Genomic DNA, 17248 nt, shown 5'->3' on the forward strand with positions numbered 1-17248 from the left:
ACCCCTGCATGCTGCTTCCGCCAACACAGAGGAGCCGCCGCCATGCTGACCCTCTATTCCTACCCGGAACTGTTCGGCGTCGCCGACAACAACGGCTACGGCCTCAAGGTCTACGCGTTCCTGAAGCTCGCTCGTGTGCCATTCGTGCATGAGCACGTGTTCGACGCCTCCGCCGCGCCGCGGGGGCAGCTGCCTTACATCGTCGACGACGGCGAGACGATTGGCGACAGCGAGACCATCATCGCGCATGTTATCGCGAAATATCGCCTGACGATCGATGCCGCGCTTTCAGCGGAGCAGCGCCGGACCAATCTCTTCGTCACGCGCATGCTGGATGATCTCTACTGGGTGATGTCCTATTCACGCTGGAAGGACGAGCGCTATGTCCAGGCGTTTTGCGACGCGTTCATGGCGCAGCATCCGAAAGTGGATGCTGATGGGCTGGAGAAGGCGAAGGCCTACAACGCGCAGCGCTATTATTATCAGGGGATCGGCCGCTACACGCCGGAGCAGGCCTATGCGCGCGGGATCGCGGATCTTGAGGTGTTGGCGGAGATCGTGCCTGCACAGGGTTTCGTGCACGGGGCGGCGCCGACCAGCGTCGATGCTGGCGTCTACGGATTTCTCGCCAACATCCACTTCTTTCCGATCCCGACGCCGCTGAAGGCCTTCGTCGATGCGCACGACAATCTCGTCGCGCATTGCGAGAGGATTCATGCGGCGGTCAGTTGATCGTAGGTCGTAGGGTGGGTTAGCGAAGCGTAACCCACCTCTTTTCTCGACGCGCGGAAAGCAAAGAGGTGGGTTACGCCTAGCGGACTGCGCTTCGCGCAGCCGCAGGGCCAACCCACCCTACCCGCCGCACCACGCCCTACCGCATCGTGATTGCAAGGCCGCTGAGGTCCGCATTCGCCATCAGGCCGACTTGCGTCCCGGAGAGCTCCAGCACGGCGCCCTTCTGATTGGTCAGCACGATGGCCCGGGCACCGGCGCCGACCGCGAGGCCGGCACCGGCGGCGCCGTAGACGCCGGCGACGTCGGAGGGACGGTTGATATTGCTGACACGGCCGCGCAGCACGGTCTTGGAGCCACCGAACACGAGGCCGTAGTCGAGGCCGCCGGTCGAGAGCGGATAGGAGCGGCCGCGGAAGTTCAGGACGCCCGACCCGCCCGAGCCGCCGATGATCCAGCCGGCCTTGTAGATCGTCAGCGTCACAAAGCCGCTGTCGGCCCGTGCGGCGGTGGAGAGGCCGGCGAAGGCTGCGATAGCGACAAGCGCGGCGCGGAGGGTGGTTGCGAACTTCATGAGGCAGGCTCCGAAAAATGTTTGGGAGGAGAAAGCGAATCAGGACGCGCAAATCTATCCGATGGATCGCGGCGGCAAAATGTTCGGAAGGTGAGGAGGAAGCTCCGCGAGGACGACAGCAGGGCACATCGTCGTCCCGGGGCGCGCGAAGCGCGAGCCCCATAACCCCAAGATTGTGTTTGGCGAAGACTGGCACCACCATCTCGCGCCACAACCGCAGCCTGGGGTCATGGGCCCCGGCCTTCGCCGGGACGATACCGAACTTGTTGAATCGGCTGCGGCATGAGCAGCAGAAATAATATGCGATCGCCGTGCCGCAGCGGGGAGAGGCAACGGAAGGAAACGCCATCATGGAATTGTGCTGGCGATTTGCCCCGACGCGTCAAACCTTTATTTCGGTCTTCCCAAATACTCGCCTTCCGCCCATTTCCACTTTGCATGGGGTTGTTTTCAACATTCTTGTCGGAGGGGTCTCTTTCTCGACCACGAAGAGGCCTGCGGACGCGGATGTCGTTGCAAGTCCCTCACATGCAGCTAGGCTGCCGCAACCTGCATTCCAGCTCGGAGCCTCCCATGACCATCCAGCATTTCGCGCCCCCGCCCCACGTCAAGGCGCCGCCGCTCTCGTTTGCCACCCGCGTCGGCGATCTCCTGTTCATCTCGGGCATTCCCGGTTTCGACGCCCGTGGCGCGCTGCCCGAGGGCTTCGAGGCGCAGTTCGCCAACGTCGTCATCAACATCAAGCGGGTGCTGACCGAGGCGGGCAGCTCCAGGCGAGAACTCGCCAAGGTCAACGTGCTGCTGACGCGCGCCTCCGACGTGGCGCCGATGAACGCGCTCTATGCCGGCGCGTTCGGCCCGCCACCCTATCCGGCGCGCACCACGTGCGTGGTACACGCGCTGCCGGACCCGAGGATGCTGATCGAGATCGAGGCGGTGGCGTCGCTGGCGAAGTGACGAGCGGATGCCGGCGCAAGCAGCAGCGCACCAGCGCCTCCACATCGTCATTGCGAGGAGCACTTGCGACGAAGCAATCCAGGCTATCTCCGCGGAGAAATTCTGGATCGCTTCGCTGCGCTCGCAATAACGAGATTATTGCGGCGAGATGTTTCCGCACATGTCTTGAGATCCCGGCATGATCTTTTCGTTCTCACCCTTGCCAACTGACATATGCGTGAACGGCGGCGGCATCGGCTTGCAACGGACCCGCTTTTGCCGCACGAGACTTGCGGACTTCACACATCAACAAGGGAATATATTTCAATGCGTCGCGTTCTTGCTGTTTGTGCCGTCGCCGGCATCGCCTCATCGGTCTTTGCCATGCCGGCGTCCGCCAAGGTCGGTTATTACGTAATCCGCTGGGACAACACCGGCATCTGCCAGATCTGGAATGAGGACCTGCGTTACAAGCCGACGGAGTGGCCGTCGACCTACAAGGTTGTCAGCAAGTCGTTCCAGACATTCACCGCCGCCAATGACGTGCAGCTCAAGCTGCGGGCTGAGCGCCGCTGCACGCTGTAAGCGCGAAGCGCATCTTATCGATTTTGCGAGGGCGGATGCGCTGACAGCGTCATCCGCCTTTTCGTTGGCGTTCACGTCAACCCTCATTTCCAGCCAAATTCCTGCGATTTCCATTGCGCCGGCTTTGAACCTGTGGCGTCCAGGGAACTACTCACCTGTTGTCCGGGCCGCACCCTCCAAACGGTCCGCGCCACGCCTCCCCGGACATTGTCGGGAGGAGCATCACATCGTTCATTTGAGGAGCTACCATGCGTCGTTTTTCCATGCTGTGTGCCGCTGTCGGCGTTGCTGCTGCTGCCTTCGTTGCCACCAGCCCTGCTGAAGCCACCGGCTATCACCTGATCCGCTGGCAGAACACCGGCATCTGCCAGATCTGGGACGAGAGCCTTGCGACCACGCCGTGGCCGTCCGACTATCACCGCGTCAGCGGCTCCGTTCCGACCTTCGTCGACGCGCTCGCCCTGAAGGAGCATGCGCTGAAGAAGGGCCACTGCACTCTCTAAGCCATCGCCGATCGGCGGACCTTTGAATGCGGGCAAGGGCGCGAGCCGCGTCCTTGCCCGTTCGCATTCTGACGAGTGGGACAGCTTGATGCGCACTGCATTGACGAAGACTGCAGTTCTCGGACTGTCGCTGCTGGGACTGGCCATGCCGGTGCAGGCGCAGGCCCCGCAATCCTTCCGCGTGATCTCGCCGATCTTCAGCCAGCTCGTCAGCTTTGCGATGCCGTCGAATTTTGCCGCGGTGTTCGAAAACACAAAGGGCGGCCACTACATCCGCGAGGCCGTGCTGAAGGGCGAGAGCGCGCAAGCCTGGAGCCAGATGATCACGGTCACCGGCGAGAAAGGCGTCGCTGGCAATTCCTCGCTCACGCCCGAAAGATTTACCGGCAACATCGCCGGCGGCTTCAAATCCGCCTGCCCCGAGAGCTTTGCCGCGAAGGCGCTCGGCACCACCAGGTTCGGCGGCTTCGATGCCTTCATCGCCGTGATCGGCTGTGGCAGCGTCGACACCGGTCCCGAGCGCCACAGCGAAACCGCGCTGCTGATCACGCTGAAGGGCGACGCCGACTACTACACCATCCAGTGGGCCGAGCGGGGATCAGCCGCCGACAAGCCGCGGCTCGACGACGAGAAATGGTCGGCACGCCTGCGCGAGCTGCGTCCGATCGATCTCTGCCCGATCGTCGCGGGCGAGAAGGCGCCCTATCCGAGCTGCGTGAACAGGAGTTGACCTCTCACGCGTCCTTGTGTGCGCCGGGATGGATCAAGATGTCCCGCGCGGCAGCGAGGTCGATGAAGGCCTGCTCGCTGCCGCCGCGGTCCGGATGCATGGTCTTGGCGAGCCGGCGATAGGCCTGGTGGATGTCGTCGCAGGTGAGCTGCACGGCGAGCGGCAGGCCGAGTGTGCGGCGCGCGCGTTCTTCGTTGGTCAGCTTCTTTGGCATTGCATTGCGGCGGCCGAAACGCGGCGCGGTCAGGCCGTGGATCACCTCGAGCACGACACCGAGGCGCCGCTGTGCCGCGACCGTGATGTCATAGGCTTGGCCGTCATGTGCAGCCTGACGCAGGATCGGGATCGCCTGCTCGGCCGCCTGGCGCAGCGTCGTGTCTGTGCTTGCGCGCGCGATCTCGGCCGCGACCCGGCCCGCCTCGTTCCAGTCGACGGTGTGGGCGGTCCGCAGGCGTTCGAGAGCCAGCTTCCAGGATTCAATCCGGTCCATCATGCGCGCAACACTTAGCAATGAAAGCCAGTATGCCAAGCGCAGCGTTTCCGACGTCTTAATTTCGGGTTAGCCTTTCGCGAAACTTCGACATGAATCCGGCGCGAATTTCCGCGCATCTTGCCGGCACCGGCTCCTCAATCGGGCCTGATCGGCGTGTCGCGGCCGCGCTTGCCGAATTTTGGTGCGGTCGCCACATGCAGGGCGTCCTGGATCATGCCGAGCCGCTGCCGGGCGATCTCCCGGACGCTGCGCGGTGCCGATTTCGCGGCTGCGTGGCTCGGCAGCACCTGGGTTGCCGCCTGCCGCAGCGTCTCGTCGCGGCTCGAGCTCGCGATCTCGGCGACGATCTCGGCCATCTTGCCATAATCGGGGGCGGGCGCCGATGCGCAGCGCTCGATTTCGAGCTTCCACCGTCTGACATGCGGGTCCATGCGCTTCGTCCAAAACGCGATGACTGCAACGCGCAAAGGTGGGTTGGCGTTTCGATTGGTTCGGTTTTGAATTAGCTTGTCGGCAACACCAGAAAAAAACAGTCGAGGAAGCGCCATGTCCCTGCTCGCCAACCACATCGCAGTCGTCAGCGGCGCAGGCTCCGGCATCGGCCGAGCGATCGCGACGGGCTATGCGCGCGAAGGCGCGCGCGTGGCGCTGTTCGACATCAACGCGGCTGCGGCAGCGGAGACTGCTGAGGCGATCCGCAGCGCCGGCGGAACCGCCGACAGCTTTGCTCTCGACGTCACCAGCCGCGACGCCTGCTTTGCACTGGCAAAGGAGGTCACGGAAAAAATCGGGCAGGTCTCGATCCTCGTCAACAATGCCGGCATCGCCCGCCGCAACGCCTTCACGGCGGACACCGAGGCGGTCGCCAAGGATTGGCACGACATCATCTCGCTCAACCTCAACGGCGTCTTCAACATGACACAGGCCTATCTGGCGCCGTTGCGGGCAACGCGCGGCCGCATCGTCAATATCGGCTCGATCCAGTCCTTCCTGCATCTGCGCACGCCGAGCTCAGCCGCCTACACCGCCTCCAAACACGGCGTGCTCGGCTTCACCAGGGCGCTCGCCGCCGAACTCGGCAAGGAGGGCGTGCGCGTCAATGCGATCGGACCGGGCTTCATCGAGACACCGCTGAATGCCCAGGTGCGCGCCACCAATACGACGCTGGTGCAGACCTTCGTCGATCACACCCCGCTTGGGCGCACCGGCAGACCGGAGGATATCGTCGGACCTGCGATCTTCCTGGCGTCGGATCTGTCAGCTTACGTCACCGGCACGATCGTGATGGTCGACGGCGGCTACGGCACGGTGTGAGCGGCCGCACCGCCACTGGCCCAAATTGCCGTGCAGACTGTGCCAATGGCGGCTGCTTTACGGCTATCCCAAGGTAAATTCAGGCGTTTAGCCGTTGTTAACCTTCCGTTAACCAAACCCGCCCACCGTACATCTACGGGCTTGGGGTTCGTTTTTGTTCTCGATCCGCTTCCGACGCTGGAAGCGGGCGTTGATCGGGAGGTGTTTATGACCATCGTTCATTCGGCTGCGTCTTCTTCAGTTGCGCGGTCCCTTGCTCCCAATGAAATTGTCCCACTTCTGATCGGCGCGACCGTCGGCGAGATCGAGCGCGAGCTCGTGCTCCAGACGCTCGCCCGCTGCGACGGCAACCGCACGCGCGCGGCACGCGTGCTCGGCCTCTCGGTGCGCACACTGCGCAACAAGATCCGGATCTATGCTGCCGAGGGCATCGACGTGCCCACCTATCACGATTAGGACGAGAGACCGCAGCTCGCCCTCTTGATGTTGACCGAGGCCGCCAAACCGGTCCCGCGCAATTGCTGCTGTCGTGAAACGCCGCTAATTAACGGGCTTCTCGATCAGGAGTAGTGGCGTGGCAGACGATCAGGGGCGGCAAGGGCGACAGGGACCTCAGGGGCCGCGTGGACGGCAAGGTGAGCCGGGACGGGCCGGCCCGCAGGGACATCCCGGGCGGCGCGGCCCGGACGGCGAGCGCGGCAAGCCTGGACCGGTCGGAAAGCCTGGACCGGTCGGAAAGCCCGGACCGGTCGGAAAACCCGGATCGCAAGGCAAGGCCGGTGTGCAAGGCAAGCCAGGGGAAGCCGGTGCCCGCGGGCCGCAAGGGGCCGCCGGACCTCAGGGACCTGCCGGTCCGCAAGGCCCGCGCGGCGAGCCCGGCCCGCCCGGTCAATTGCCCCAGATCGAGCAGGTTTTGCCATGGCTGGAGCAGCTCTTCGATGCCTGGGACGAGCGGCGCCGCCAGCGCGAGCGCGAAGCCGCCGAGCGCGAGGCGCTGGAGGCCGCCGTCCAGGACGATGGGGATGCGGACGCCTTTGCCGATGACGACAGTGAGACGGACGGCGACGACCGCAAGAAAAAGAAGAAAAAGAAGAAGCACAAGGATTCGTGACAGGCGCGCGCCTATCGCACGGAGCCGTCATCCCTGTGCGACAACATGCCCATGCGCTCGAACTGCCAGCGCATGGCGCGATACCAGACATAGCCGACCAACGCGCCGCAGAGCGCCAGGATGACGAGGTTGGCGCTGCTGTAGGAACCGCTCCACCACATCATCCACGTGGTCCACAGCACCGTGAAGATGACGGCACCGGCCTTCAGGGAGATCAGGGGGCGGCTCATGGTTGTGCTCCGGGTTCGCTCGAAAACCCCGGCGGTCATCATCGCACCTCACGATGCGACGGACCGTGAGCCAGATCACGCAAGGCTAAAACGCAATGAGATCCGGAGCATGCTCTAGCCGAAGCGCAGCCGCGAGCGCTCTTTCGCTTTCTCGGCCTCCACTTCGCGATCGCGCGCCGGCGCATGGGTGTGCAGCGAGGTCAGAAGCCGCCGCGCCGCCTCAGACACCTCCGCCACCGCGCGATCGAACGCTGCCTCGTTGGCCTGCGACGGCTTGTTGAAGCCGGACAGCTTGCGTACGAACTGCAACGCGCTGGCCTGGATCTCGTCTTCGGTCGCCGGCGGCTCGAAATTGAACAGCGTCTTGATGTTGCGGCACATAAGTTCCTCCTGAAAGGCGCTCCTGTTCGAGGACGATCGGCGTCAGCCCAATGCTACATGCCGGGTGCGCCGAAGTCATCGGCCACGCGGGTCAGAATGGAACGAGGACGCCAAGCCGCCCGAAGAAGGCACGTCCCTTCGGCGTGAGACGAAGCGCACGTGGAATGCGATGCGGCGCGAGCGCGTGCGTCTCGAGCAGCCGCTTCAGGAGCGCATTGGCAAATGGGCCCGCCAGATGCGGAACACGCTCGGTCCAATCATTGCACAGGCGCAGGTGAGGATCACGGCCCGGCTTGAAGTGGATTTCCTCGGTGCGACACCAGGCAAGGCCCCGCTCGGTGAGAGAGCCCTCCCGGCCGCGCAGCGTGATCAGTTCGGAATACGCCAAACCGTCCAGCAGCGCCACACCGAGCTGGCCGGCGAGGTGGCAATAGCAAGTCCGCGATTGCCGGAGCGGTATCGGCACGCGTCGCGTCCGCTCGGCATGATCGGCCCTGGCGGCAAGATTGACGAGATTCTCGATCAGGCCCGCGACTTCATCATCCGCGATCCGATAGTAGCGGAAGCGGCCCTGCTGCCACACCGAGAGCAGACGTGCGTCTGTCAGCTTCTGCAAATGCGCGCTGGCGCTCTGCGGCGACACGCCGGCAAGCAAGGCCAGCTCGCCCGCCGGCAAGGCCTTGCCACCGAACAGCGCACTCACCATGGCCTCGCGCGCCGGATCGCTCAAAGCTTCGGTGAGTCGCGAAAATCCGGATTGCACTGACACTCGTGCGACCATCATCACAAACTCCCGCCCTTGATCTGGGCGTATCCCTACTTCATCGCAATCCTCCAAAGCGCGGTCATTTCAGAATTCCGTGAAACTTTGGCGGCACAGCCTCTGCGATCCATGGGAAATGTCCCCCCGAGCCCCGAGGATTACATCATGATCAAGGAAGCACACCAAGGCGACGCCGAACGCATCTGCAGGCTGTGGGACGAGGCCCTCGGCAACAAGGACCTCGAGGCAGCGCTCGCGCTCTATGCCGATGACGCATCCATCGAAAGCCCGCTGGTCCAACACCTTCTGAAGACCTCGAGCGGAATCGTCAAAGGCAGGGCCAATCTGCGCAGCTTCATTGCGCGCGTCTTCCAGACCAATCCGCCTCAGCGCAAGCGCTTCAAGCAGGGTTTCTTCACGGACGGCCGTATCGTCACCTGGGAATATCCACGCGCCTCTCCCGACGGCGACCAGATGGATTTGGTCGAGATCATGGAGATCGACAAGGGCCTGATCCAGCGCCACAGGGTTTATTGGGGCTGGTACGCGCTCGGCTTTCTCAAGCACGAATGAGCCGGCAGGCTTGTGGGCCGGCTGCCGAAATATGCCGCGTATGCGATGCACCATTGCGAAAATGTTCCGGCGGCCGTGCATCCGCTCTCGATCCCTAAGACAACGCTGATAAGATCGCCCGCGAAGCGGCCCGAAACGAGCTGCCTTGGAGAGAAAGAACCATGAAAGCTTCGTGCGCGGTGCTGTCGGCTGCCCTGTTGTCCTTTTCGATGTCGGCGATGGCCGCCGACTATCCAGCCCCGAAACAAGGCGACTGGATCGCCAAGGATTTCAAATTCCACACCGGCGAGACCATGGCCGAGTTGAAGCTGCACTACACCACGATCGGCGAGCCGACCGGTCAGCCGGTACTGGTGCTGCACGGGACCGGCCAATCCGCCGCCGGCATGCTGACGCCTGCCTTCGCGGGCGAATTGTTCGGCGCCGGGCAGCCGCTCGATGCGTCCAAATATTACATCATCATTCCCGATGCGGTCGGCCACGGTAAGTCGTCGAAACCGTCCGACGGTATGAAGACGAGCTTTCCGAAGTACGATTACGACGACATGGTCGAGGCGCAGCACCGTCTCGTGACGGAAGGCCTCGGCGTCAAGCATCTGCGCCTCGTGATCGGCAATTCCATGGGCGGCATGCAGACCTGGCTGTGGGGCGAGAAGTATCCGCAAAGCATGGACGCGCTGGTGCCGATGGCCTCGCAGCCGACCGAGATGGCATCACGCAACTGGATGATGCGCCGGATCATGCTCGACACCATCCGCAGCGATCCCGACTACAACGGCGGCAACTACACGAGCCAGCCGCGAATGATGAAATACGCCATCGTCGCCTATGGCATCGCCAGCATCGGCGGAACACTGGCCTATCAGGAGCAGACTCCGACGGCGGCGAAGGCCGACAAAATGGTCGATGAACGGCTCGCTGCACCAATCACCGCGGATGCCAACGACTTCGTCTGGCAGTGGGAATCCTCGCACGACTACAACGCCTCGGAGCGGCTGGAGCGAATCGAGGCGCCACTGCTGCTGATCAACGCTGCCGACGACGAGCGCAATCCGCCGGAGACGGGCGTCACGGAAGCTGCGATGAAGCGGGTCAAGAACGGCCGCCTGTACCTGATCCCTGCGAGCACGGAGACTCGCGGTCACGGCACCACCGGCAACGCAAAGTTCTACATCGAGCAACTGCGGCAATTGTTGCAGACGGCGCCGCAGCGCACGATGTGAGCGGACGCAGTTGTAGCTCGGGCAACAACCACAGTGTCGTCCCGGACAAGCGCAGCGAAGCGGAGCGCGGATCCGGGACCCATAACCACGGGATTTGGTTTGGCGAAGACTCGTGGTTGCCAATTGCGCGCCACAACTTCTCCCTGAGGCTATGGGTCCGGCCTGCGCCGGGACGACAGCGGAGAGTGTGGCGCGGATGCGCGAACTAATGCCCCTCGCCCTCGAGCCCGCCGACGTGCTTCTGGGTGTAGAGCTCGAGGCCGATGCGGCCGATCAGATCGAGCTGGGTCTCGAGGAAGTCGATGTGGTGCTCCTCATCGCTCATCAGCTTCTCGAACAGATCGCGCGTGACGTAGTCCTTCACGCTGTGACAGTAGGTGGCCGCTTCCTGGTAGAGCGCACGCGCGCTGATCTCGGCGGCGAGATCGCAATCGATGATCTCCTTGACGTTCTGGCCGATGCGCAGGGGATCGAGCACCTGCATGTTCGGAAAGCCGTCGAAGAACAGGATGCGCTCGGTGAGCTTGTCGGCATGCTCCATCTCCTCGATGGATTCCTTGCGCCAGACCTTGGCCATGTCGCGCAGGCCCCAATTGTCGAGGAAGCGATAGTGCAGCCAGTATTGATTGATCGCGGTGAGCTCGTGACGCAGTGCCTTGTTGAGATATTCGATAACTTTCGCGTCGCCCTGCATGATTCACTCCAGCTCTTGCGGCCTCATCGGTAATAAACCGAATTTAGAACGCTTCTAAAACAAGTTTGGAACGGGAGCAACCCATCCCAGGGTCGCACCCGGGGATAAGCTCAGCCGATTGAAGAAAAAGAAGTTAGCAGGCCGCGAGCGCGAACTCGGCGGCCTCGACGATCTCGTCGTTGGCGGCGACCTGGTGGTTGTGCGGGCAGCCGGCACAGCAAGACTTCGCGCACGGGCCGAGGGCTTCATCGATGATGGTCTTGATGGTGCGCGCGCAGCGTCCGCATTCGGCGCTGCAACCGAGGCAGCCATAGACCTGCTTTGCATGACGCACGGCGTCGTCGGAATCGGCGACGGCGGCGCGGATGTCGTCATCGCTCAACACGTTACAGGAACAGACGATCATGGAAAGTGGCAGGCCCTTCGGTGATGCGCCATCATCGATATTTAAGGGCTCGGCCGGATGCAAAAGGAAAAACCGGTATTTGAAGCTATTCCAAACTGAGCCGCGATTCAGCCTAGAACGGGTCTAAAAAGACAACTTGCGCTGGATCAAGCATGCGACCGAGTGCGGGCCTAGTCGCCCCCTCCGCCGCCGCCGCTGTCCCCGCCTCCGCCGCAATCGCCACCGCCGCCGCTGTCACTGCTGACGCTGTCATTGCTGTTGCTACAGGAGCTGCTGTCGATCGGATTGCCGGAACCATCGACCGACGAATTCTCACTGGAAAACCAGCTTCCCAGCGAGAAACCATCGCTGGTTCCGGAGTAGCTGTCGCCGCCGTCGACTCCGGCACCCGCACGCGAGCGGGGCCGGCTGCGGTTTTGCACATGGGTCATCAGGACGAAGCAGATGGCCAAGGTGGCTCCGACGGCGATCAGGGCGCTCATCATCAGACTGCTCATGGCCTGTTGCTCGGATTTCCTGCCTTCCGGGAGCCGCCTCCCGCACGCATTCGTCGCCCCCCGCAGGCCTTCCGTTCATTGATCATTCAAGCAGGATATGGAACCTTGGGTGCGGAACGACGTCCGCGTCCGCTGTTGAAAGGTCAAAGGCATGAAGAAATCGCTCCTGGCACTCGCTGCCGCCGCCGCTCTGGCCGCATCGGCGCTTGCGCCTGCGCCGGCCCATGCGCAGCGCGGTGTTGCCGCGGGCGTCGCCGCTGGCATCATCGGCGGCGCCATCGTCGGTGGCGCGCTGGCATCCCCGTATTATTACGGACCTGGCCCCGGCTACTATTACGGTCCCGGCTATGCGCCTCCGCCCCGCTACTATGGCCCGGGCCCGGGCTATGTCGCCGACGACTATTACGGCAGCGGCTGTGTCTGGCAGAGGCAACGCTTCTGGGACGGCTATGCCTGGCGCTCGCGCCGCGTCCGGGTCTGTGGCTGACACGTAAAAAGCCGGTTCATTACGGACGACCCGTTCATCTCCGGGCCCGAAAAAGACCGCTTTTTCTCGTCACAGCTCCGCGTGCGTTTACCGTGGATTGACCATTTGCGCGCTTCCTAGCCCAGAGGCCAATTCCATCACAGTCTGCGTGAACCTTTGAACCCCTGGCGCTCCTAACAAGGAGCGTCAATTCTCCCAGGAGAGCCAAGAGCATGAAGAAGACTTTTGTTGCCGCCCTCACGGTTGCGACGATCGCCGGTTCGCTGGCGACCGCCACTCCGCCCGCCCAGGCCCATGACGGCGTCGGCGCCGGCATCGCAGCCGGCCTGATCGGCGGCGCCATCGTCGGCGGCGCCATCGCGTCGAGCCGTCCGGCCTATGGCGGACCGGTCTATGTGGCCGAGCCCCCGCCGCCTGCGCCCTGCTACTGGCAGCGCCAGCGTTACTGGGACGGCTACGGCTGGGTCGTACGCCCGGTCCGCGTCTGCTACTGATCTGATCGCACGGCGCAAGCGCGCCACGATCGAAGCCCGGCCGAGACCATCGGCCGGGCTTTTTTCTTTGAAGCGTTAGGTCCTGCTACCGCGCCGCCTGAATCGAGCGCAGCACCTCTTCGCTCGGCCAGCAATCGACTTTCAGCCCCGCCGATTTCTGATAGGCACCAAGCGCGGCCCGCGTCAGCATGCCGGCCTTGCCGTCGAGCTTGTCCTTGTAGAGCCCGATCCGCGTCAGCCCGCGCTGCATCTCCTCGACATCCCTGGTGCGCAACTGCTTCGAGGCCGACCAGGGCGTCGCAAACGACAGCGGGCTCGTCATGCGATCGCTGAGATGGCCGACAAACAGCACGTAGAGGTCGGAGAAATTGTATTCCTTGATGACGAAGTAGTTCTTCGTCGTCAGGAACGACGGGCCGTAGATGCCTTCAGGCTGCAACAGCGACGCCGGCTGCGCCTGCTCGGCCGCGCTCAAGCGTTGCCCGCGCACCGGCACAAAGCCTTCGCGCAACCATTCACCGATCGGCTTGGTCACCTCCGGTACGCCAACGGTGCAATCGACCTTCGTCGGTGCCTGCACCTCATAGGCCCAGCGTACGCCACTTTGCCAACCCTTGTTGACGAGCTGCTGCGCGGCGGAGGCCAGCGCGTCCGGCACCGAGTGCCAGATGTCGATGCGGCCGTCGCCGTCGAAATCGACACCGTGCTTGTAGTATTCCGACGGCAGGAACTGCGTGAGGCCCGTGGCGCCGGCCCAGGACGAACGCATGTCCTTGCGCGCGACCACGCCCTCGCCGAGGATTTTCAGCGCAAGGATGAACTCGTTGCGATACGTGTCCTTGCGCCGGCCGACATAGGCCTGGGTCCCGAGCACGCGCACGAGGTCATAAGGCAGCGTATAGCGGCCATAGTCGGTCTCGCGTCCCCAGATCGCGAGCATGACGGTAGCAGGCACGCCGGAGCTCTTCTCGATCTGGGCGAGCGCGCCGCGATATTTTTGCAGCAGCCGCTGTCCCTCGCCGGCAAGCCGCGTGATCGAGGCTTCCTTGATGTAGTCAGCCGGCACCTGAACGAACTCGGCCTGCGACGGCGCGCCGGTCGCGGGCCGTCCCGGCAGGATCAGATCGGGCAGCTTGTAATCAGGCTCGAGCCCTGTGGTCTCGCGATCGAACGTCGCGCGCGACACGCCGGCGGCCTGCGCCTCCGGCCAGAGCGAGGCGATGAACTGGGTGAAGGCCGCGTCGGCGGCACGGGCGGACGGCCAGCCGCAGGTGATCACGACCACCGCAGCAATGAGCGCCCGCCGCATCATGCCAAGATCACCGCGTCAGCTTCTTGTACTTAACGCGATGCGGGATGATGCTGTCCTGGCCGAGGCGGCGCATCTTGTCCTTCTCGTAGTCCTGGAAGTTACCCTCGAACCATTCGACATGGCTATCGCCTTCGAAGGCGAGAATGTGGGTCGCGATGCGGTCGAGGAACCAGCGATCGTGGCTGATGATGACGGCGCAGCCGGCGAAATCCTCCAGCGCCTCTTCGAGCGCGCGCAGCGTATCGACGTCGAGATCGTTGGTCGGCTCGTCGAGCAGCAACACGTTGGCGCCGGACTTCAGCATCTTGGCAAGATGCACGCGGTTGCGTTCACCGCCCGAAAGCGCACCGACCTTCTTCTGCTGGTCGGCACCCTTGAAGTTGAACGACGAGCAGTAGCCGCGCGAATTCACTTCCTTCTTGCCGAGCAGGATCAGCTCGTTGCCGCCGGAGATTTCCTCCCACACGGTCTTCTTGCCGTCGAGCGCATCGCGCGACTGGTCGACATAGCCAAGATGCACGGTCTCGCCGACCGTGATCGTGCCCTTGTCCGGCGTTTCCTGCTTGGTGATCATCTTGAACAGCGTGGTCTTGCCGGCGCCGTTCGCGCCGATCACGCCGACGATGCCGCCGGGTGGCAGCTTGAAGGTGAGATCATCGATCAGCAGGCGGTCGGCATAGCCTTTGCTGAGGCCTTCGAAGTCGACGACATTGGCGCCGAGCCGCTCGGCGACGGGAATGATGATCTGCGCGGTCTGGGTCTGCTTCTCGCTCGCCTGCTTCAACAGCTCTTCATAGCGCTGATAGCGCGCCTTGGATTTTGCCTGGCGCGCCTTGGGCGAGGACGCGACCCATTCCTGCTCACGGGCGAGCGTCTTCTGATGCGCGGCCTCCTCGCGGCCTTCCTGCTCGAGCCGCTTCTGCTTCTGCACCAGCCAGGACGAGTAGTTGCCCTCGTAGGGAATGCCGCGGCCGCGATCGAGCTCGAGGATCCATCCCGTGACGTTGTCGAGGAAGTAGCGGTCGTGGGTCACGATCAGGATCGCGCCGGGATAGTTGCGCAAGTGCCCTTCAAGCCACGACACGGATTCCGCGTCGAGATGGTTGGTCGGTTCGTCCAGCAGAAGAAGCTCGGGCTGGTCGAGCAGCAGCCGGCACAGCGCGACGCGACGGCGCTCACCGCCGGAGAGTTTCGTGACGTCGGCGTCATCGGACGGACAGCGCAAGGCGTCCATGGCCTGATCGACCTTGCTGTCGAGATCCCATAGGCCCTGAGCCTCGATCTCGTCCTGCAGCTTGGTCATTTCATCGGCGGTCTCGTCCGAGTAGTTGACGGCGAGTTCATTGTACCGGTCGAGGATCGCCTTCTGCTTGGCGACGCCCTGCATGACGTTTTCACGCACCGAGAGCTTGGGATCGAGTTGCGGTTCCTGCTCAAGATAGCCGACGCGGGCGCCCTCGGCGACCCAGGCCTCGCCGGTGTACTCCTTGTCGAGGCCGGCCATGATCTTGAGCAAAGTGGACTTGCCCGAGCCGTTGACGCCGAGCACGCCGATCTTGGCGTCCGGGTAGAAGCTCAGGCGAATGTTGTCGAGCACCTTGCGGGTCGGGTAGCTCTTGGTCAGGCCTTCCATGAAGTAGACGAACTGGCGCGCCATCGGTCCCGTGAAACCTTCGATTTGAGGAAATTTGCTTGCCGCCGATGTAGCGATCCTGCCTCCAAAGGGCAACGTTTTCCCTCCGTTCACCACGGATGAATACGGGTTGGATACCATCCGGGCAGCCGGTCACTACAATTGAAACCATTTTTTAATAAAGCAGGCCAAAGCTGGTTCGCGGCGCCACAAAAAGCGCCACCCGCGGCAGAAGCAGCGGGGAGAACAGCGAGGCCGCACCATGGCAATGATCGAGACAAGCTCTCATCCCGTTCCGGCAGGAGGCGGAGGCTCCACCCTTTTCGCCGAACTCCGCGCCTTCTGGGTCCGGTTCTTTGCCACGGCTTTCAATCCCTACCGCCCGGAACTGCACTACATGCGCGGCCCCGGCCCCGCCTGGCGCGCCAAGCACGGCATGGACGCACCGTTCCGCCTGAAACCGCGCGACCTCTGACACCACGCCCGCTACCGGATTTTTGAAGCGGCCCGCCGCTTGCGCCGCCAGCCGATTGCGCGCAAGCATGGCGAGGTTCGATCGATGGCGCCTTTCGCGCGCGCCATCGCCCCTCGCCATGGATGGACGGTTTTCCCGATGACGCGGCTGCGCTGTGCAATTCTCGATGACTATTTCAACATCGCCCAAGACGTCGCCGACTGGCCGAGGATCTCCGACCGTGTCGACGTCACGGTGTTCAATCACCCCTTCGCCTCCGAGCAGGCCGCAGCCAGCGCCCTCGCCGATTTCGAGATTATTTGCGCGATGCGCGAGCGCACGGCGTTTCCAAGGAGCCTGTTCGAGGCGCTCCCCAAGTTGAAACTGCTCTTGACCTCCGGCATGCGCAACGCCGCGATCGACATGGAAGCGGCGAAAGCGCGCAACGTCGTGATCTGCGGCACGCAATATTCCCGCGATCCGACCGCCGGGCTCACCATGGGCCTGATCCTGGAATTGACCCGCGGCATCGGCCGCGAGAACGCGCGCATGCATGCGGGCGAGCCCTGGCAGAGTTTTGCGGGCATCGAGATCGAGGGCCGGACGCTTGGCGTCGTCGGGCTCGGCAAGCTCGGCAGCAAGGTCGCCGGCATCGCGAAGTCGTTCGGCATGAACGTCATCGCCTGGAGCCCCAATCTGACCGCCGAGAAATGCAAGGAGGCCGGCGTCGGCTACGCCAGCAAGGAGGAGTTGTTTGCGAAAGCGGACATCATCACCATCCATGTGGTGTTGAGCGAGCGCTCGCGGGGACTGGTCGGCGCCGCCGATCTCGCGCGGATGAAGCCGACCGCCTACCTCGTCAACACCGCGCGTGGGCCGATCGTCGACGAGGCGGCGCTGCTCGAGGCGCTGCAACAGAAGAAGATCGCAGGCGCCGGCATCGACGTGTTCTCGGTCGAGCCGCTCCCGACCGATCATCCGATCCGCAAGCTCGACAATGTCGTGCTGACGCCGCATCTCGGCTACGCCACCGCGGACGGGCTGCGTATCCATTACGGGCAGATGGTCGAGGCGATCGACGCCTGGACCAAGGGCAGCGAGCCGCCGAAGCGGCTGGCCTGAA

The 17248-nt window shown here is 63.5% G+C and carries 25 protein-coding genes; 14 read left to right on the forward strand and 11 right to left on the reverse strand.

Annotated elements, in window-relative coordinates:
• Positions 1 to 42 precede the first annotated feature (42 nt).
• Positions 43 to 732 carry a glutathione S-transferase family protein gene (locus tag ACV1FX_RS27325; RefSeq protein WP_473120669.1) on the forward strand — a complete coding sequence of 230 codons (690 nt, stop codon included), beginning with the start codon at positions 43 to 45 and terminating at the stop codon, positions 730 to 732.
• A 139-nt stretch (positions 733 to 871) separates the two neighbouring features.
• Here ACV1FX_RS27325 and ACV1FX_RS27330 read toward each other — a convergent pair whose 3' ends face one another.
• On the reverse strand, positions 872 to 1306 hold the full coding sequence (locus ACV1FX_RS27330; protein ID WP_473120670.1) for a hypothetical protein: 435 nt from the start codon (positions 1304 to 1306) through the stop codon (positions 872 to 874).
• Positions 1307 to 1879: 573 nt separating this feature from the next.
• On the opposite strand from ACV1FX_RS27330, the gene ACV1FX_RS27335 reads away from it, so the two are divergent.
• The 4 genes from ACV1FX_RS27335 (at position 1880) to ACV1FX_RS27350 (ending at position 4060) form a co-directional block, all read left to right on the forward strand.
• Positions 1880 to 2263 carry a RidA family protein gene (locus ACV1FX_RS27335; protein ID WP_473120671.1) on the forward strand — a complete coding sequence of 128 codons (384 nt, stop codon included), beginning with the start codon at positions 1880 to 1882 and terminating at the stop codon, positions 2261 to 2263.
• A 306-nt stretch (positions 2264 to 2569) separates the two neighbouring features.
• Positions 2570 to 2827 carry a hypothetical protein gene (locus ACV1FX_RS27340; RefSeq protein ID WP_473120672.1) on the forward strand — a complete coding sequence of 86 codons (258 nt, stop codon included), beginning with the start codon at positions 2570 to 2572 and terminating at the stop codon, positions 2825 to 2827.
• Between the two features lie 248 nt (positions 2828 to 3075).
• Positions 3076 to 3330: a hypothetical protein gene (locus ACV1FX_RS27345; RefSeq protein WP_473120673.1), complete on the forward strand. Its 255-nt coding sequence runs from the start codon at positions 3076 to 3078 to the stop codon at positions 3328 to 3330.
• Between the two features lie 88 nt (positions 3331 to 3418).
• Complete coding sequence (locus ACV1FX_RS27350) at positions 3419 to 4060, forward strand: hypothetical protein (RefSeq protein WP_473120674.1); 642 nt, start codon at positions 3419 to 3421, stop codon at positions 4058 to 4060.
• A 4-nt stretch (positions 4061 to 4064) separates the two neighbouring features.
• Here the strand turns inward: ACV1FX_RS27350 and ACV1FX_RS27355 are convergent, their stop codons facing one another.
• Together ACV1FX_RS27355 and ACV1FX_RS27360 are read right to left on the reverse strand one after the other, a co-directional pair.
• Positions 4065 to 4553, reverse strand: coding sequence for a DnaJ domain-containing protein (locus ACV1FX_RS27355; protein ID WP_473120675.1), 489 nt, complete (start codon positions 4551 to 4553; stop codon positions 4065 to 4067).
• A 134-nt stretch (positions 4554 to 4687) separates the two neighbouring features.
• Positions 4688 to 4984, reverse strand: coding sequence for a hypothetical protein (locus tag ACV1FX_RS27360; protein WP_473120676.1), 297 nt, complete (start codon positions 4982 to 4984; stop codon positions 4688 to 4690).
• A 115-nt stretch (positions 4985 to 5099) separates the two neighbouring features.
• Here ACV1FX_RS27360 and ACV1FX_RS27365 point away from each other — a divergent pair, with 115 nt between their 5' ends.
• The 3 genes from ACV1FX_RS27365 (at position 5100) to ACV1FX_RS27375 (ending at position 6978) form a co-directional block, all read left to right on the forward strand.
• Complete coding sequence (locus ACV1FX_RS27365; protein ID WP_473120677.1) at positions 5100 to 5867, forward strand: SDR family NAD(P)-dependent oxidoreductase; 768 nt, start codon at positions 5100 to 5102, stop codon at positions 5865 to 5867.
• Positions 5868 to 6074: 207 nt separating this feature from the next.
• On the forward strand, positions 6075 to 6323 hold the full coding sequence (locus ACV1FX_RS27370; protein ID WP_473120678.1) for a helix-turn-helix domain-containing protein: 249 nt from the start codon (positions 6075 to 6077) through the stop codon (positions 6321 to 6323).
• A 118-nt stretch (positions 6324 to 6441) separates the two neighbouring features.
• On the forward strand, positions 6442 to 6978 hold the full coding sequence (locus ACV1FX_RS27375) for a collagen-like protein (protein ID WP_473120679.1): 537 nt from the start codon (positions 6442 to 6444) through the stop codon (positions 6976 to 6978).
• An 11-nt stretch (positions 6979 to 6989) separates the two neighbouring features.
• Here ACV1FX_RS27375 and ACV1FX_RS27380 read toward each other — a convergent pair whose 3' ends face one another.
• From ACV1FX_RS27380 to ACV1FX_RS27390, 3 genes are all read right to left on the reverse strand, one after another.
• Entirely contained in the window at positions 6990 to 7208 is a 219-nt protein-coding gene (locus tag ACV1FX_RS27380; RefSeq protein WP_473120680.1) for a hypothetical protein, read from the reverse strand.
• 114 nt (positions 7209 to 7322) lie between these two features.
• Positions 7323 to 7589: a DUF2277 domain-containing protein gene (locus ACV1FX_RS27385; protein WP_271585394.1), complete on the reverse strand. Its 267-nt coding sequence runs from the start codon at positions 7587 to 7589 to the stop codon at positions 7323 to 7325.
• 91 nt (positions 7590 to 7680) lie between these two features.
• Complete coding sequence (locus ACV1FX_RS27390; RefSeq protein WP_473120681.1) at positions 7681 to 8373, reverse strand: ArsR/SmtB family transcription factor; 693 nt, start codon at positions 8371 to 8373, stop codon at positions 7681 to 7683.
• A 144-nt stretch (positions 8374 to 8517) separates the two neighbouring features.
• Here ACV1FX_RS27390 and ACV1FX_RS27395 point away from each other — a divergent pair, with 144 nt between their 5' ends.
• Positions 8518 to 8925 carry a nuclear transport factor 2 family protein gene (locus tag ACV1FX_RS27395; RefSeq protein WP_473120682.1) on the forward strand — a complete coding sequence of 136 codons (408 nt, stop codon included), beginning with the start codon at positions 8518 to 8520 and terminating at the stop codon, positions 8923 to 8925.
• A gap of 161 nt (positions 8926 to 9086) precedes the next feature.
• On the forward strand, positions 9087 to 10148 hold the full coding sequence (locus ACV1FX_RS27400) for an alpha/beta fold hydrolase (RefSeq protein WP_473120683.1): 1062 nt from the start codon (positions 9087 to 9089) through the stop codon (positions 10146 to 10148).
• 205 nt (positions 10149 to 10353) lie between these two features.
• Here ACV1FX_RS27400 and bfr read toward each other — a convergent pair whose 3' ends face one another.
• From bfr to ACV1FX_RS27415, 3 genes are all read right to left on the reverse strand, one after another.
• The gene (gene bfr, locus ACV1FX_RS27405; protein ID WP_027522416.1) at positions 10354 to 10842 is read right to left on the reverse strand and encodes a bacterioferritin; all 489 of its coding nucleotides are present in this window, start codon (positions 10840 to 10842) and stop codon (positions 10354 to 10356) included.
• A 133-nt stretch (positions 10843 to 10975) separates the two neighbouring features.
• Positions 10976 to 11248, reverse strand: a complete 273-nt coding sequence (locus ACV1FX_RS27410; RefSeq protein ID WP_473120762.1) for a (2Fe-2S)-binding protein — start codon at positions 11246 to 11248, stop codon at positions 10976 to 10978.
• 170 nt (positions 11249 to 11418) lie between these two features.
• On the reverse strand, positions 11419 to 11745 hold the full coding sequence (locus ACV1FX_RS27415) for a hypothetical protein (protein ID WP_473120684.1): 327 nt from the start codon (positions 11743 to 11745) through the stop codon (positions 11419 to 11421).
• A 151-nt stretch (positions 11746 to 11896) separates the two neighbouring features.
• Here ACV1FX_RS27415 and ACV1FX_RS27420 point away from each other — a divergent pair, with 151 nt between their 5' ends.
• On the forward strand, positions 11897 to 12232 hold the full coding sequence (locus ACV1FX_RS27420) for a hypothetical protein (RefSeq protein WP_473120685.1): 336 nt from the start codon (positions 11897 to 11899) through the stop codon (positions 12230 to 12232).
• A 212-nt stretch (positions 12233 to 12444) separates the two neighbouring features.
• A complete protein-coding gene (locus tag ACV1FX_RS27425; RefSeq protein WP_473120686.1) occupies positions 12445 to 12726 on the forward strand; it encodes a hypothetical protein in 282 nt (93 codons plus the stop codon).
• Positions 12727 to 12811: 85 nt separating this feature from the next.
• Here the strand turns inward: ACV1FX_RS27425 and ACV1FX_RS27430 are convergent, their stop codons facing one another.
• Both ACV1FX_RS27430 and ettA read right to left on the reverse strand, forming a co-directional pair.
• Positions 12812 to 14038 (reverse strand): lytic murein transglycosylase, encoded by a 1227-nt coding sequence (locus ACV1FX_RS27430; RefSeq protein ID WP_473120687.1) that lies wholly within the window; start codon positions 14036 to 14038, stop codon positions 12812 to 12814.
• 7 nt (positions 14039 to 14045) lie between these two features.
• Positions 14046 to 15695 (reverse strand): energy-dependent translational throttle protein EttA, encoded by a 1650-nt coding sequence (gene ettA, locus ACV1FX_RS27435; RefSeq protein WP_473120688.1) that lies wholly within the window; start codon positions 15693 to 15695, stop codon positions 14046 to 14048.
• Between the two features lie 238 nt (positions 15696 to 15933).
• Here ettA and ACV1FX_RS27440 point away from each other — a divergent pair, with 238 nt between their 5' ends.
• On the forward strand, positions 15934 to 16146 hold the full coding sequence (locus tag ACV1FX_RS27440; protein ID WP_473120689.1) for a hypothetical protein: 213 nt from the start codon (positions 15934 to 15936) through the stop codon (positions 16144 to 16146).
• Positions 16147 to 16284: 138 nt separating this feature from the next.
• Complete coding sequence (locus ACV1FX_RS27445; RefSeq protein ID WP_473120763.1) at positions 16285 to 17247, forward strand: D-2-hydroxyacid dehydrogenase family protein; 963 nt, start codon at positions 16285 to 16287, stop codon at positions 17245 to 17247.
• Position 17248: the final 1 nt, after the last annotated feature.

This window comes from Bradyrhizobium ingae (assembly GCF_055791185.1).

Coding starts and splice junctions, on each gene's coding strand:
- ACV1FX_RS27390 (WP_473120681.1), bottom strand. CDS start 8,373: ATGATGGTCGCACGAGTGTCAGTGCAATCCGGATTTTCGCGACTCACC.
- ettA (WP_473120688.1), bottom strand. CDS start 15,695: ATGGCGCGCCAGTTCGTCTACTTCATGGAAGGCCTGACCAAGAGCTAC.
- ACV1FX_RS27415 (WP_473120684.1), bottom strand. CDS start 11,745: ATGAGCAGTCTGATGATGAGCGCCCTGATCGCCGTCGGAGCCACCTTG.
- ACV1FX_RS27330 (WP_473120670.1), bottom strand. CDS start 1,306: ATGAAGTTCGCAACCACCCTCCGCGCCGCGCTTGTCGCTATCGCAGCC.
- ACV1FX_RS27420 (WP_473120685.1), top strand. CDS start 11,897: ATGAAGAAATCGCTCCTGGCACTCGCTGCCGCCGCCGCTCTGGCCGCA.
- ACV1FX_RS27365 (WP_473120677.1), top strand. CDS start 5,100: ATGTCCCTGCTCGCCAACCACATCGCAGTCGTCAGCGGCGCAGGCTCC.
- bfr (WP_027522416.1), bottom strand. CDS start 10,842: ATGCAGGGCGACGCGAAAGTTATCGAATATCTCAACAAGGCACTGCGT.
- ACV1FX_RS27360 (WP_473120676.1), bottom strand. CDS start 4,984: ATGGACCCGCATGTCAGACGGTGGAAGCTCGAAATCGAGCGCTGCGCA.
- ACV1FX_RS27400 (WP_473120683.1), top strand. CDS start 9,087: ATGAAAGCTTCGTGCGCGGTGCTGTCGGCTGCCCTGTTGTCCTTTTCG.
- ACV1FX_RS27370 (WP_473120678.1), top strand. CDS start 6,075: ATGACCATCGTTCATTCGGCTGCGTCTTCTTCAGTTGCGCGGTCCCTT.
- ACV1FX_RS27350 (WP_473120674.1), top strand. CDS start 3,419: ATGCGCACTGCATTGACGAAGACTGCAGTTCTCGGACTGTCGCTGCTG.
- ACV1FX_RS27445 (WP_473120763.1), top strand. CDS start 16,285: ATGACGCGGCTGCGCTGTGCAATTCTCGATGACTATTTCAACATCGCC.
- ACV1FX_RS27335 (WP_473120671.1), top strand. CDS start 1,880: ATGACCATCCAGCATTTCGCGCCCCCGCCCCACGTCAAGGCGCCGCCG.
- ACV1FX_RS27340 (WP_473120672.1), top strand. CDS start 2,570: ATGCGTCGCGTTCTTGCTGTTTGTGCCGTCGCCGGCATCGCCTCATCG.
- ACV1FX_RS27425 (WP_473120686.1), top strand. CDS start 12,445: ATGAAGAAGACTTTTGTTGCCGCCCTCACGGTTGCGACGATCGCCGGT.
- ACV1FX_RS27380 (WP_473120680.1), bottom strand. CDS start 7,208: ATGAGCCGCCCCCTGATCTCCCTGAAGGCCGGTGCCGTCATCTTCACG.
- ACV1FX_RS27440 (WP_473120689.1), top strand. CDS start 15,934: ATGGCAATGATCGAGACAAGCTCTCATCCCGTTCCGGCAGGAGGCGGA.
- ACV1FX_RS27345 (WP_473120673.1), top strand. CDS start 3,076: ATGCGTCGTTTTTCCATGCTGTGTGCCGCTGTCGGCGTTGCTGCTGCT.
- ACV1FX_RS27385 (WP_271585394.1), bottom strand. CDS start 7,589: ATGTGCCGCAACATCAAGACGCTGTTCAATTTCGAGCCGCCGGCGACC.
- ACV1FX_RS27355 (WP_473120675.1), bottom strand. CDS start 4,553: ATGATGGACCGGATTGAATCCTGGAAGCTGGCTCTCGAACGCCTGCGG.
- ACV1FX_RS27430 (WP_473120687.1), bottom strand. CDS start 14,038: ATGATGCGGCGGGCGCTCATTGCTGCGGTGGTCGTGATCACCTGCGGC.
- ACV1FX_RS27410 (WP_473120762.1), bottom strand. CDS start 11,248: ATGATCGTCTGTTCCTGTAACGTGTTGAGCGATGACGACATCCGCGCC.
- ACV1FX_RS27395 (WP_473120682.1), top strand. CDS start 8,518: ATGATCAAGGAAGCACACCAAGGCGACGCCGAACGCATCTGCAGGCTG.
- ACV1FX_RS27325 (WP_473120669.1), top strand. CDS start 43: ATGCTGACCCTCTATTCCTACCCGGAACTGTTCGGCGTCGCCGACAAC.